We start from the raw sequence: 12,893 nt of genomic DNA on the forward strand, positions 1-12,893 counted from the left end.
ATGAGCAAGCGTCTCGACTATAGCCAGATCGCGCCGGCCGGCGTAAAAGCCCTTGGCGGCGTCTACAGCTACGTCATGCAAAGCGACCTCTCGCCCGTTCTCGTCGATCTAGCCTACCTGCGCGTGTCGCAGATCAACAACTGCGCCTACTGTCTCGACATGCACACGCGCGACCTGCTGAGCAAAGACGTGAAAATCGAAAAACTCGCGCTGGTGCAGGCATGGAGGGAAGCGGGAAATCTATTCGACGAGCGCGAGCGCGCCGCGCTTGCGTGGGCCGAATCGGTGACGCTTGTCGCGCAGACGGGCGTCACCGACGAGGCGTACGAAGCCGCCCGCGCCGTGTTCGACGAACGCGAGCTCGTCGATCTGACGATCGCCATCAGCTTGATGAACACCTATAACCGCATGGCGATCAGCTTCCGCAATACCCCACAAGCCGTGTTGAAGCAGTGATAGAGTGGTGCCGGTCTTAGCGCGGTGTGAATCGAACGGCGTTTGCAGCGGACGGCGCGGCTCGACGTCGACGTTCGCCACCGCAGCGCTCGCACCGCCCAACTCAGAACCGGACATGAAACGATCGATCCTCGCTGCGCTCGCCTCCTCCTCTTTTGCCACCTTGTATTTCGCCACCGCCGTCCACGCCCAAAGCGACGCGCCTGGCCCATTTGCCACGCCTTCCGGCCAAGTGCAGTTCGTGCGCACCGGCCACGCATTCGTCGGCATGCTCGATAAGGACGTTTTCGACCGGTTCGGCGCAACTACGCTCGTGCATTTCGACGAAGTCGGTAGCGCAAACGATAGCGTCACGCGCTCGCTCGTCCAGACCGATTCGGGTCCCGTGCTATACGACTTCCGGCAACGTCCCCCCCTCGTGCAGCGCACGCATGCACGCATGGCGGTCAAGCGCGTGTTCTGGCAAGGAGACGACGTGGTGATGCAAGGCTCGCAAGGCTGGTTCAGCTTGAAGGGCGGTGTCTTGACGAAGCTGCGCGCTTCCAAGAAAACCTACCATTGATCGTAGGCTTCATCGCATCGCCTGCTCGCCGGTTGCCGACAATGGGTGCAGTACGTGTAATCCGCGAATAGACATACCAATCCATATCGCAGACAATCTTCGCGTCCGTTCACACCTATCGCAGGAGCCGCGATGTTCGACATTTCCGCGCTAAGCACGTTCGTTGCCGTCGTTCTGGGCCTTTTTCTGATTCCAGGCCCGGCCGTGCTACTCGTACTCAGTCGTACCGTCCAAGGCGGCCGCAAGACTGGCGTCATGACCGGGCTGGGAATAGCGGCCGGAGATTTCGTGCATACCGTGTTTGCGGCGGCTGGCTTATCGGCCGTGCTGATGACTTCCGCGCTCGCATTCAATGCGGTCAAGCTGATCGGCGCGGCCTACCTCATCTATCTGGGCATTCGTGCGATCCTCGAAAAGCAGAGCGATCCCTCGCTGCCGAAAATGCCGGCCGTCTCCCCTGCGAAAGCCTTTTTGCAGGCCGTTCCGGCTGAAGTGCTGAACCCCAAGACGGCGCTGTTCTTCCTCGCTTTCATGCCGCAGTTCGTGCATCCCGAACACGGTTCGGTCTTTTTTCAGTTTGCCATTCTCGGGCTCATCTTCGTCGTATTGAGTTCGGTCTATACCACCCTGCTCGTCCTTTCGATCCGCCCGCTTGGGCGTATCGTGAAGCATCTGACGTGGATCGGCCGGTGGCAAGGGAAAATCGTGGGCTCCATCTTCATCGCGCTGGGCTTGAAGGTCGCGACGCAACATCGCTGAGCGAGAGCCCCTCGTCCACCGTTGCCGCGAGCCGTAGCGCCGGGTAGGCGCTATCGACCGCTTCGAGATCCGCGCGCATCTCGGCAATCAACCAATCGCGCACCTGCGCGACGATCGGGCGGAGCGGCCGTCCCGGCGCCCACGACAGGCAGCACATTCGATCGGTGACGAGCAACTCCTCTTCGGCAGGTACGAGCGCGCCCTGGGCGAGCCAGTGCATCACCACGTTCACCCAGCCAAGCGCGATCCCTTGGCCGAGCAGCGCGGCCTGCACGACGATCGCGTAATCGTTGAAATTCAACACCCCCGCCGCCCGCCGCCTCTCCTCCTTGAATGCCGTGAAACGCGCGTGCCAGCCGCGCTCCTCGTCGTCCATCACGATGACCGTGTCGCCGTGCGCGCGCCAATCGTCGGTGCGCGCGAGCTCCTGGTAGCGGGGATTGCAAACGGGTAACAGCACCTCGGGCATGACCGGCACGCAGTTCTCGTGCATTTCGCCGTTCTGCGCGAAACGCATCCCGAGATCGACATCGCCGAGCGGCCCGCCGATGCGACCCGATATCAATTGAAAACGCAGATCGACCGACGGAAACGCTTGATTGAGCCGGCTCATGCGCGGCATGAGCCAGTGCGTCGTGAACGCCGTGGAAACGGACAGCGTAACGGGCTCCACGCCCGTTGCGCGCGCTTCGATCTCGCGAATGGCGTCTTCGATTCCGGTCAGCCCCTCGGAAATCTTGCGATAGAGAATCCTTCCGCTCTCGGTCAGCTCGATACCGCCATGCACGCGCACGAACAGACGCACGCCGATATGGTCTTCCATGCGCGCCAGCATTCGGCTCACGGCAGGCTGGCTCACATAGAGCTCCTGCGCTGCGCGCGTGAAGTTGCCGCAACGCGCGGCCGCTTCGAAGACGAACAGCGCATTCGCACTGGGGAGTTTTCTGCGTAGGCTAGGCATGACTTCATGTTATGCCCAATCCAACAATTAGGGAATTGCCGTCAAAAAACCCGCAGCCTATATTTTTGACATCAACAGGCCGACACGGGCGGGAGCCAACGATGGATGCACGAGCGAAGGCGGGCGTTTCGATTCGATCCGCAGCAAAGCGTTATGGCGCGATGGTAGCGCTCGACGACGTATCGCTCGATGTCGCGCAGGGAGAATTCGTCTCCCTGCTCGGCCCTTCGGGCTCGGGCAAGACGACGCTGCTCGGCATCCTGGGCGGGTTCGTTCAGCCCAGCGCCGGCAGCGTTTGGGTGGGCGAGCGCGACATTACATTCGCGCCGCCGCATAAACGCAATATCGGCATGGTGTTTCAGAGCTACGCGCTCTTTCCTCATATGACAGTGGGCGAGAACGTGGCGTTTCCGCTGCGCGCCCGCGGCGAACCGAAGGCGGGCCGGGCAGGCAAAGTGACCGAAGCGCTCGGGATGGTCGAGCTGCGCGGCTACGAACATCGGCGCATCAGCGAGCTCTCGGGCGGCCAGCGCCAGCGTGTCGCGCTGGCGCGCGCCATCGTATTCGAACCGCAATTGATTCTCATGGACGAGCCGCTGTCGGCGCTCGACAAGCAATTGCGCGAAACGATGCAGATCGAGTTGCGCCGGCTGCATCGTCGGCTGGGCGCGACCATCGTCTACGTCACGCACGATCAGCGCGAAGCATTGACGATGAGCGATCGCGTCGCCGTGTTGAAAGACGGCAAGCTCGTGCAGGTCGATACCCCCGAACGGCTTTACGACCGGCCCTGCAACGCCTTCGTCGCCAGCTTCATCGGCGAGGCCACCCTGCTGCCGGTCGAGCGCGCCGGCGACGATGCGGTGCGACTCGGCGATGCCGTGCTGCGCACAGCCTACCCGCTCCCGCGCGCGGACAAGCTGCTGCTGGCCGTGCAAACCGAAAAACTCGTCATCGACGCGGACGACGCACCGCCCGATGCGAACCGCTTGAGCGCGCGCGTGACCGAGGTGCTGTATCAGGGCGAGAGCCTGCGCGTGTTCGCGGCGCTCGGCGACGGCACGATCCTCAGCTTGCGCCAGCCGGGCAATCACGCCTCCCGGCAACGCGTCCCGCCGCCGGGGACCCCGCTGCGCGTCGCGCTATCCCCGCGCGACACCATCGTCGTACCGGCGTAAGCGCGTCGCACCGCCGCTTATCCATCCGTCTTTCTGGTTTCCGTCAACTGCAACGCAATCAAGGATGAACTCATGAAGCTCACCGATTTCAAGGTGCTGACGTTCGACGTCGTCGGCACGCTCATCGACTTCGAACGGGGCGTGCTCGCTTCGGTGCGCCGCCTCGGCGGTCCGGCCGCGAACGACCTGACGGACGACCAAATCTTCGAGCCTTACATGCGCGGACGCGCGGCGTTTCCCGGGCGCTCGAGCCACGCGATGGCGCATGTCTATCTGTCGCTCGCCAAGGAACTGGGTCTACCCGACGATCCTCAGTCGGCCGCCGCGTTCCAGCGCGACGTGCTCGAATGGCCGGCGTTCCCCGATTCGGTCGAAGCGCTCAAGCGGCTGCGCAAGCATTTTCGCTTGGTGGCGATGACGAACGCGGACCGTGTCGCCCTATCCGCGTATGCACATACGCTGGGCGATCCATTCGACGACACGGTGTGTTGCGACGAAACCGGCGTCGCCAAGCCCGACCCGCAGTTCTTTGCCTACAACCGCGGCCGTCAAGCGGCGTTCGGCTACAAGTTCGGCGAAATCCTGCATACCGCACAAAGCCAGTATCACGACATCGGCATCGCGACGGCGCTCGGCTATGCCACGTGCTGGATCGAACGCCGCCGCGGTCAGAACGGTTTCGGTGCGACCCCGGTACCGACGAAAGTGACGATGCCGACCTTCTGCTTCCCGACGCTCGCGGCCTTGGCCGATGCCGTCGAGGCAGAGCTCGCCCCGGCCTAGCCATGCTCGCGCCACTCGTGTCCACTTCGCCGCAGCCCGATTCGCTGTGGCGCCACCTCGCCGCACGCGCTGGCACGCTCGATTTGCCGGTAGGCGCGGGGCCGCTCACGCGCGACGTGCAGACCGACGTAGCCATCGTCGGCGCTGGCTATTCTGGGCTTGCGGCCGCGTATGCGCTCAGCAAGCGCGGCGTGCCGTGCGTGGTGCTGGACGCCAACCCGGTCGGATGGGGAGCGAGCGGGCGCAACGGCGGCGTCGTGTCGTCGAAGTTCCGCGTCTCGTTCCCGGCCATCGCGGCGCGCTACGGCTTGGATGTCGCCAAGCGCATGCACCGGCTCGCACACGATGGCGTGCGCGTCGTGCAATCGCTCGTCGATGAATTCGCCATCTCAGGCGCCGAGTTTCAGCGTACGGGGAGCCTGCGCTGCGCACACTCCGAGCGCGCGCTCGCTACGTGCGTCGCGGAAGCGGACTGGGTGCGCGCATCATTGGGCGACCGGTCGATGAAGGCGCTTTCGCGCGCGCAGACGCAGCACGAGACGGGATCGACGGGCTTCGTCGGAGGCGTGCTCAGCGAAGACGCGGGCACGATCCTGCCGCTGGAATATGTGCTGGGAATCGCGCGCGGCCTTGCGGCACGCGGCGTGCCGATCCACGAATCGACGCGCGTCGAGGCCATCGAGCCGGCGCGCGGCGGGCCAGGTGTCGTGCTCCGCACAGCGGCGGCAACGGTGCGCGCACGACAGTTGATCGTCGCGACCAACGCATATTCAGGCCTCAATCCGGCGACAGCTGCGTATCAACGCGAGCTCGTCCCGTTTCGCAGCGCGATGATCGCGACCGAGCGCCTTCCCGCGGATGTCGATGCAAAGCTGATGACGATGCAGCGCAGCTATACCGAAACGCGCCGGATGATGAAGTGGTTTCGCCGCGCCGACGGCCGCATGCTGTTCGGCGGCCGCGATGCCTTCGGCAAGGAAGGACAAGACACCGGCTTCGAGGCGCTGCGCCGCGCGATGATCGCGCTCTTTCCCGAGCTTGCCGACGTGCGCGTCGCATTCCGCTGGTCCGGCTACGTCGCAATGACGTTCAATGCGCTGCCGCACGTCGGCCGCAGCGACGATGCAACCGTGTTCTGCGTCGGCTATAACGGCGCGGGAGTCGCCATGGCGAGCCTCGTCGGCCAACATGCGGCCGCGCTCGCCCTGGGCGAGAGGCCCGATCTCGCGCTGCTGGCGCAGGACGGCTTGCGGCCGGTCCCATTTCATTCGTTGCGCGCGCCGGGCGTCAGGCTCGTTGCCGCGTGGTACCAGTTGCTAGATGCCGTGGGGGTATGATGACGACTGCCAGGGGAATCGCTTCGGAGCGCGAACTGATGCGATCGTCCGATACCGATCACGATGCCGCGCTGCGCTACCGGCGGCGCGAGGATCGCGCGATGCTGCTTCTGATGACGCCCGCCTTGGCCGTCGTCCTCGTCTTGCTGGTGGTGCCCCTCGCCTGGTTGTCATGGCAGTCCATCCGTCAAGACGGCGGCTTCACGCTCGCGAACTACCGGCGCATTTTCAGCGGCACCTACCTCGATACGTTTTTGCTCACGTTCAAGCTGAGCGTGATCGTGACGGTCGTGACGCTGCTGCTCGGCTACCCCGTGGCCTATCTGGCCGCATCGGTGCGCCCCAAGCTGGCGGCGTTGATTCTCGGCATGGTCATCTTGCCGTTCTGGACGAGCGTGCTCGTGCGCACCTACGCTTGGCTCGTGCTGCTGCAACGCACGGGCATCATTAGCAAGGCGCTGCTCGCCTCGGGCCTCGTCGATCATCCCGTGCAGCTCGCCTATAACCAATTCGGCACGATCATCGCCATGGTGCACATCTTGTTGCCGTTCATGGTGCTACCGCTCTATTCGGCCATGCAGAAGATTCCCGCCGCACTGTCACAGGCGGCGGCGGGCCTTGGCGCTTCGCCCGTCCATGCGTTCCTGCGTGTGTTCCTGCCGCTGTCGATGGGCGGCGTCGTCGCGGGCGTGACGCTCGTATTCGTGCTGTGCCTCGGCTTTTACATCACGCCCGAGCTGATGGGCGGCGGCAAGTCGATCATGGTGTCGATGGTCGTGAGCCGCAACGTCGAAATCTACAACAGCTGGGGAGCAGCAAGCTCGGTGAGCGTCATCCTGCTCCTGTGCGTGTTTGCAATCTTCTATGCCGCGAGCCGCGTCATCCCGCTCGACAAAACCTTGGGGGCAAAATGAGACCCATTCCGATCGCGCGCGGCCTGCTGATCGCATCGGTGGTGCTGATCCTCGCGTTCCTGATGATTCCGGTCGTGATCGTCGTGCCGCTGTCGTTCTCCGATACGCGCTTCATGACGTTCCCGCCGCCGGCCCTGTCGCTTCGCTGGTACACGGCGTTCTTCGGCAGTCCCGATTGGCTGGCCGCCGCGCGCACGACGCTCACGGCATCGTTCTTCGCCACGGCGATCGCCACCCCTGTGGGCGTGGCGGCCGCATACGCGATCGAGCACGGCACACACGCCTGGATTCGCCGCCTGAGGACCTTGCTGATGTTGCCGCTGATGGTGCCTATCATCATCGTCGCGGTCGGCGTATTCTTCGTCTATTCGAAATTGGACTATGTGAACACGCTCGGCGGTCTGATCCTCGCCGATGCCATGCTCGGCCTGCCCTATGTGGTGATCTCGGTCGGAGCGGACTTGCGCTCCTTCGATCACGCACAGGAGATGGCGGCGCGCAGCCTCGGGATGAATCGGCTGCGCAGCTTCCTAGCCGTGACGCTGCCGCAAATACGCTCGAGCGTGATCTCGGGGGCGGTGTTCGTATTCATCCAAGCGCTCGACGAAACCGTCGTCGCACTGTTCGTATCGGGCGGGCCGAATCAAACGTTGACGCGCCGCATGTTCGTCACCTTGCGCGACGAGATCGATCCGACGATCGCCGCGATCAGCACGATGCTCACGGCGCTTACGCTGGCTTTGGTGCTGATCGTCGTCATCAGCCGCCGCGGCGGAGCCGCGCAAGCAGCACGCGCCTGAGCGGCTCCGATGCGCCGAATGTTCCCAATGTTTCCGCAGTGCCGACTTCCCTGACATGCGAACCGGATTCCCCATGACCAATGCTCTGAAGTTCTACATCGACGGCGCGTGGGTTGCGCCTGCCGGCGACGCGCGGCTTGCCGTGATCGATCCGTGCACCGAAGCGCCCTTCGCAGAGATTGCGCTGGGCGATGCGCGCGACGTGGACCGCGCCGTCGCCGCGGCCCGGCGAGCCTTCGAAACGTTCTCGTTGACGGATCCCGCCGAACGCATCGCGCTGGTTAGGCGGATTCTCGATGCCTATCTCGCGCGCTACGACGACATCGCCGAAGCCATCTCCCGCGAGATCGGTGCGCCGCGCCCCTTCGCGCACGAATGGCAGGCGGGGCTCGGGCGCCGCCATTTGGAAGAGCTGCTGCGCACGTGCGAAACGTTCGCATGGCAGCGCAACAAGGGCACGTCGCTCGTGCGCCACGAACCCGTCGGCGTCGTGGCGCTGATCACGCCGTGGAACTGGCCGATGAATCAAATCGTTTGCAAGGTCGCCCCTGCCCTCGCGGCCGGCTGCACGATGGTGCTCAAGCCAAGCGAGGTATCGCCGCTGAACGCGGTGATCTTCGCGGAAGTGCTCGATGCGGCAGGCGCGCCGCCCGGCGTGTTCAACCTCGTGCAGGGCGATGGTCCGACGGTTGGCGCAGCGTTGTGCTCGCATCCCGGCATCGACATGGTGTCGTTCACCGGCTCAACGCGCGCAGGCGTGCAGATTGCGACGATGGCCGCGCCGAGCGTCAAGCGCGTGCATCAGGAACTCGGCGGCAAATCGGCAAATCTGCTGCTCGACGATGTCGATTTTGGCCTGGCCGTGACCAAAGGCGTGAACAGCTGCTTCAGCAACAGCGGGCAATCGTGCAACGCGCCAACCCGCATGCTCGTGCCGGCCTCGCGCCGCGAGGAGGCGATCGAAATCGCACGACGCGCGGCGGCCGCGCATCGGGTCGGGCCTGCCGATGCCGCCGGCACGACGATGGGTCCCGTCGTCAGTCAGGTGCAATTCGAGCGTGTCCAGCGGCTGATCGCGATGGGAATCGAAGAAGGGGCCACGCTCGTCGCGGGGGGCCTCGGCCGCCCTGAAGGGCTCGAGCGCGGTTATTACGTGCGGCCCACCGTGTTCGCCGACGTACGGCCCGAGATGACGATCGCGCGAGAAGAGATTTTCGGGCCGGTGCTCGCGATCCTGCCGTATCGCGACGAAGAGGACGCCATCGCGATTGCAAACGATAGTCCGTATGGACTCGCCGCTTACGTGCAATCGAGCGACTTGGAGCGTGCGCGTCGCGTCGCCTTCCGTCTGCGCGCAGGCAGCGTCTATTTGAATTACCCTGCGTGGGACCCGGGTTCGCCGTTCGGCGGCTACAAGCAGTCGGGCAATGGCCGCGAGTATGGCGAGTGGGGCCTCGAAGCGTTTCTCGAAGTGAAGGGGATCGTCGGGTACGGGCACTGAGCGAGAACCCTACGCCGTGGGCTGCGGCTCATCGCCGTCAGGCAAGCCGTGATGTGGGGCCGAACGGCCCCGCAGCCTATCTGCAATCCGCTCGGCGAGCATGATGGTCGGCACGTTCGTGTTCGCACAGGGAATCGATGGCATCAACGACGCATCGCATACATACAACCCGCCCACTCCGTGCACGGAGCCGTCAGCACCCGTCACAGCGAGCGAATCGTGCGCCGCGCCCATTCGACACGTACCGGACGGATGCCACGTTCCGCCAACGTACTGCCTGACGAACTGCGTCAACGCATCATCGTCGGCCAACAGCGCGTCGAGCCCGATCCCTTGCGTCACGACTCGCTCGATCAGCCGCGCGCGCATCGGACCGGCGACATCGAGCAGTGCGCTGAGCGCGCCGCGCTGCATCGCATTCCATGTCCCCGGCCGCGCAATCGACGCGACGCGCGGCGAGTAGCTAGTCACGAAACGCGGACCAAGACGCGCCGCCAGTTGCGAGTCCGCAAGCGTTGCCGCACCGAAGCGCACGGCGCCCTTGAGCCGTTCGAGATCGCGTGCATCCGACAACATCGCGAATTCGACTTTCGGTTCATCTTCGGTTCGCGACGAGACGAGCGTCACGCGGCCGCGCGAATACGACTTGTTGACCCAGAAGAACATCGAGCCGAGCCGGTAGCCCACCGAATGCCAACCGGAGCGTGACAGGATCGCGCCGTGCATATCGCCCGCGGGCGTATCGGGCAAGCCCGACGAGTAGCGAACGATAGCTTGCTCGTGATGCTCGTCGATGAAAGGCGTGCGCGCCTCGCGCGGCAGGAACGCCGACACGGCGATCGACGGATGCTCCATTAAATTGCGGCCCACCCCTTCGCTCGCCGCCACGATGCGAATGCCGAGCGAGGCGAGCTGTCGGGCGGGACCGATACCGCTGCGCATCAGCAATGCCGGGCTGTGGATGGCGCCGGCACAGATGATGACGCGACGCGCGCTCAGTGTCGCGCATGCACTGTCAGCTAAGCGCACATCGGCGCCGATAGCTCGACGCCCATCGAACCGAACGCGTTCGACGAGGGCATCGGTGCGCACCGTCAAGTTCGACCGCGCGCGAGCCGCTTCATCGAGATAGCAGATCGATGTGGGAATCCGTTGACCCGATTCGCTCACGGCAATTACGCCGACGAACGCGCCGTCCTCCCATGGCCCATTCTGATCGCTGCGCAACGGAAAGCCGCTCCGCTCGAGCGCGCCGATGACACCGCGCACGAACGGCGAGAGCCGAGCGGGGCTCGCGCGCTGCACGCGCAGTGGGCCGGTCGAGCCGTGCAGCGGGCCGGTGACGTCGCAGTCGGTTTCCAACCGAAGGAAATACGGCAAGCAGTTCGCCCAATTCCAACCGGATGCGCCGAGCGTTTCCCATTCGTCGTAGTCGGCGGGCGCGCCGCGATTGGCCATGAGCGCATTGATCGCAGAGCCACCGCCGAGCAACCGTGCTTGCTCATAGCGGCGTTCAGCGGCGGGCTCGCTCATGCGTGCGCGCAGATGCCGCCAGATATTGCGCGTGTCGAGATAGGCGCGGCCCGGATAGCGGCTGCGAATATCGTCGGGCATCGACGTGGGTGTGAGATCGCGGCCCGCTTCGACGAGGCATACGGTTTGGGCGGCGTCCTCGCTGAGCCGCGCGGCAAGCACGCAGCCGGCCGAGCCGCCGCCGAGTATCAAGTAGTCGTACACCGTCGAGGGGCCGCAGAAAGCGCGATGCACAAGCGATAGCGATAGAAGCGGCTTTGGCTGGCTACTGCTGCATGAACTTGAGCCAACGCGCCTTCGCCTGAATGCCCGCGTCGGAGGCCCACCACTCCTCCGACATCAAGGCTTGCTTGCTCGCATTCTCCGGCGAACTCGGCAACTCGCTTGCGCGCTTTGCGGAAATCTTGCCCGTCTTGTAGGCAGCGGGATTGCCGGGCCCATAGTCGATATAAGTAGGCAAATTCGCCTGCAACTCCGGCGAAACGGCGGTGTCGACGAAGCGCATCGCGTTGGCCAGATTCGGCGCGTTCTTGAGCACGCACAACTGCGTGTTCTGCAAGATGCCGTCGTTGTAGGTGAAGGCGATATCGGGATTGCCTTTCGCGACCGTGCTCGCGCGGCCGTTCCAAATCATTTCCATATCGACCTCGCCGTCGTGCAGCAACTGCGCGGATTGGCCGCCGGAGGTCCACCAGACTGCGATATCGGGCTTGATCTGGGCGAGCTTCTTGAATGCGCGATCGACGTCTAGCGGATAGAGCTTGTCGCGCGGCACGCCGTCCGCGAGCAGCGCGGCCTCGAGCACTGTTTGCGGATCGTTGCGCAAGGCTCGCGTGCCCGGGAAGCCCTTGACGTTCCAGAAATCCGCCCAGCTTTGCGGCACCTTCTTCACCGTCTTTTTGTTGTAGCCGATCACCGTCGAATAGAACTCGTAAGCGACCGAATACGGCGTGCGGTATTTTTCCGGCACCGACGCCGCATTGGGCATCTTGGAAAAATCGAGCTTTTCCAGGAGGCCCTCGCGGCCGCCGCGCAGACAGTTCGACATGGGCGTATCGACGACGTCCCAGATCGGCTTGCCCGTCGCGCCCTGGGCCTTGATTTGCGGCCAGGCGTCGGGAATGCTGTCCTGCTTGATGGTGATGCCGAGTTGCTTCGCGGCCGGATCGAGGATCGCCTTCGTCTGCGCCTCTTGGTAGGCGCCCCCTTGCGATACGAACGTTATCTGTCCGGCGGCGAACGCGGGCGCGGCGCACGCACACCCGAGCGAGAGTGTTATGGCAACCGGGCACAAGCTATTCAGTTTGATCACGGCCTTTCCTCGACGCGGTTAAAAGAAAACATCGCCCGGAAGGGCCGACCGACCGATCGGCGCAGCCGCCCGCGCGTACCCCGGGGCATCCGGTTGCTTCGAATATAGTGAGCCAATTTTTCGGCTACAACGTCGAAATTGTTGGAGCGGCTATGACTTGATGTAATGTCTCGCCGTTTGCGACGGCGGCCTCGGACCGGCGAGCCAATGCGCGAGCCGGTCGAGGCTTGGACGATTGTCGCCGTCGGGTCCTCCGACCGTGCAGAGGCCTTATGTGCGGTTGCTCACACTTTGTTTCACTTTGTTTCAAACCCTCCGGAGGCCCGCCGGAAAAGGCGTTGCGGGATATTTTGAAATTCGGGCGCGATCGCGCACCCCGCAGCGCGGTTTAGATTTCAAACCCTCGACCGTTAAAGCATTCAACACGGAGGGAATGGACCTTATGAAGATCGAACCCGGCAGTAGAACGCGCCCGATTCCGCAGGACAACGCGCAACGCACGACGAGCAATGGTGATGCGAAAGACACCGTCGGCACCGTGCAGGAGCATAACGACACAGATGGGCAGCGCTCGACAGTGATTCTTTCGTCGATGTCAACGCTGCGCGCGTCGAGCGCCTCCGACATCGATACGGCCAAGGTCGAATCCATCAAGGCCGCGCTGCGCGACGGCAGTTACACGATCGACCCCGGCCGGATTGCAGACGGCATGCTCAGCACTGCCCGAGATCTGCTGCAAACGAGAAAGGGCTGAGCGCCCGACGGAATCTCAAAGGCCCGGGCCGGTCTTTGTCGAT

General features: G+C 64.0%; 13 protein-coding genes. 10 read left to right on the plus strand and 3 right to left on the minus strand.

The features are described from left to right. The 3 genes from MMB74_RS09720 to MMB74_RS09730 all read left to right on the plus strand — a co-directional run bounded on the left by MMB74_RS09720 (position 1) and on the right by MMB74_RS09730 (position 1,777). The gene (locus MMB74_RS09720) at positions 1–456 is read left to right on the plus strand and encodes a carboxymuconolactone decarboxylase family protein (protein ID WP_277428416.1); all 456 of its coding nucleotides are present in this window, start codon (positions 1–3) and stop codon (positions 454–456) included. A gap of 115 nt (positions 457–571) precedes the next feature. Then, positions 572–1,018, plus strand: coding sequence for a hypothetical protein (locus MMB74_RS09725; RefSeq protein WP_277428417.1), 447 nt, complete (start codon positions 572–574; stop codon positions 1,016–1,018). Between the two features lie 132 nt (positions 1,019–1,150). Continuing rightward, positions 1,151–1,777, plus strand: coding sequence for a LysE family translocator (locus MMB74_RS09730; protein WP_277428418.1), 627 nt, complete (start codon positions 1,151–1,153; stop codon positions 1,775–1,777). Here the strand turns inward: MMB74_RS09730 and MMB74_RS09735 are convergent. Beyond that, positions 1,737–2,738 (minus strand): LysR family transcriptional regulator, encoded by a 1,002-nt coding sequence (locus MMB74_RS09735; protein ID WP_277428419.1) that lies wholly within the window; start codon positions 2,736–2,738, stop codon positions 1,737–1,739. The two genes, MMB74_RS09730 and MMB74_RS09735, sit on opposite strands and share 41 nt — an antisense overlap. Before the next feature lie 101 nt (positions 2,739–2,839). Between MMB74_RS09735 and MMB74_RS09740 the strand changes: the two genes are divergently transcribed. The 6 genes from MMB74_RS09740 to MMB74_RS09765 all read left to right on the plus strand — a co-directional run bounded on the left by MMB74_RS09740 (position 2,840) and on the right by MMB74_RS09765 (position 9,251). Beyond that, positions 2,840–3,916, plus strand: coding sequence for an ABC transporter ATP-binding protein (locus MMB74_RS09740; RefSeq protein WP_277428420.1), 1,077 nt, complete (start codon positions 2,840–2,842; stop codon positions 3,914–3,916). 72 nt (positions 3,917–3,988) lie between these two features. Continuing rightward, the gene (locus MMB74_RS09745) at positions 3,989–4,699 is read left to right on the plus strand and encodes an HAD-IA family hydrolase (protein WP_277428421.1); all 711 of its coding nucleotides are present in this window, start codon (positions 3,989–3,991) and stop codon (positions 4,697–4,699) included. Positions 4,700–4,701: 2 nt separating this feature from the next. Further along, complete coding sequence (locus MMB74_RS09750) at positions 4,702–6,036, plus strand: FAD-binding oxidoreductase (protein ID WP_277428422.1); 1,335 nt, start codon at positions 4,702–4,704, stop codon at positions 6,034–6,036. Continuing rightward, positions 6,033–6,950 (plus strand): ABC transporter permease, encoded by a 918-nt coding sequence (locus tag MMB74_RS09755; protein WP_277428423.1) that lies wholly within the window; start codon positions 6,033–6,035, stop codon positions 6,948–6,950. The genes MMB74_RS09750 and MMB74_RS09755 overlap by 4 nt, the downstream gene beginning before the upstream one ends. After that, positions 6,947–7,750 (plus strand): ABC transporter permease, encoded by an 804-nt coding sequence (locus MMB74_RS09760; protein ID WP_277428424.1) that lies wholly within the window; start codon positions 6,947–6,949, stop codon positions 7,748–7,750. Before MMB74_RS09755 ends, MMB74_RS09760 begins: the two co-directional genes overlap by 4 nt. 73 nt (positions 7,751–7,823) lie before the next feature. Further along, complete coding sequence (locus MMB74_RS09765; RefSeq protein ID WP_277428425.1) at positions 7,824–9,251, plus strand: aldehyde dehydrogenase family protein; 1,428 nt, start codon at positions 7,824–7,826, stop codon at positions 9,249–9,251. A 9-nt stretch (positions 9,252–9,260) separates the two neighbouring features. On the opposite strand, the gene MMB74_RS09770 is transcribed toward MMB74_RS09765, so the two are convergent. Together MMB74_RS09770 and MMB74_RS09775 are read right to left on the minus strand one after the other, a co-directional pair. After that, positions 9,261–10,988, minus strand: a complete 1,728-nt coding sequence (locus MMB74_RS09770; protein WP_277428625.1) for a GMC family oxidoreductase N-terminal domain-containing protein — start codon at positions 10,986–10,988, stop codon at positions 9,261–9,263. A 61-nt stretch (positions 10,989–11,049) separates the two neighbouring features. Continuing rightward, the gene (locus tag MMB74_RS09775) at positions 11,050–12,096 is read right to left on the minus strand and encodes an ABC transporter substrate-binding protein (protein WP_277428426.1); all 1,047 of its coding nucleotides are present in this window, start codon (positions 12,094–12,096) and stop codon (positions 11,050–11,052) included. 442 nt (positions 12,097–12,538) lie between these two features. On the opposite strand from MMB74_RS09775, the gene flgM reads away from it, so the two are divergent. Beyond that, positions 12,539–12,850, plus strand: a complete 312-nt coding sequence (flgM, locus tag MMB74_RS09780; protein WP_277428427.1) for a flagellar biosynthesis anti-sigma factor FlgM — start codon at positions 12,539–12,541, stop codon at positions 12,848–12,850. Positions 12,851–12,893: the final 43 nt, after the last annotated feature.

The sequence above is a fragment of the Trinickia sp. Y13 genome (assembly GCF_029522115.1).
GTDB lineage: Bacteria > Pseudomonadota > Gammaproteobacteria > Burkholderiales > Burkholderiaceae > Trinickia.

Bases quoted from the DNA above. Each gene is read 5' to 3' on its own strand.
- MMB74_RS09755 (WP_277428423.1), top strand. From the start codon at position 6,033: ATGATGACGACTGCCAGGGGAATCGCTTCGGAGCGCGAACTGATGCGA.
- MMB74_RS09745 (WP_277428421.1), top strand. From the start codon at position 3,989: ATGAAGCTCACCGATTTCAAGGTGCTGACGTTCGACGTCGTCGGCACG.
- MMB74_RS09740 (WP_277428420.1), top strand. From the start codon at position 2,840: ATGGATGCACGAGCGAAGGCGGGCGTTTCGATTCGATCCGCAGCAAAG.
- MMB74_RS09760 (WP_277428424.1), top strand. From the start codon at position 6,947: ATGAGACCCATTCCGATCGCGCGCGGCCTGCTGATCGCATCGGTGGTG.
- flgM (WP_277428427.1), top strand. From the start codon at position 12,539: ATGAAGATCGAACCCGGCAGTAGAACGCGCCCGATTCCGCAGGACAAC.
- MMB74_RS09720 (WP_277428416.1), top strand. From the start codon at position 1: ATGAGCAAGCGTCTCGACTATAGCCAGATCGCGCCGGCCGGCGTAAAA.
- MMB74_RS09750 (WP_277428422.1), top strand. From the start codon at position 4,702: ATGCTCGCGCCACTCGTGTCCACTTCGCCGCAGCCCGATTCGCTGTGG.
- MMB74_RS09730 (WP_277428418.1), top strand. From the start codon at position 1,151: ATGTTCGACATTTCCGCGCTAAGCACGTTCGTTGCCGTCGTTCTGGGC.
- MMB74_RS09765 (WP_277428425.1), top strand. From the start codon at position 7,824: ATGACCAATGCTCTGAAGTTCTACATCGACGGCGCGTGGGTTGCGCCT.
- MMB74_RS09725 (WP_277428417.1), top strand. From the start codon at position 572: ATGAAACGATCGATCCTCGCTGCGCTCGCCTCCTCCTCTTTTGCCACC.
- MMB74_RS09735 (WP_277428419.1), bottom strand. From the start codon at position 2,738: ATGCCTAGCCTACGCAGAAAACTCCCCAGTGCGAATGCGCTGTTCGTC.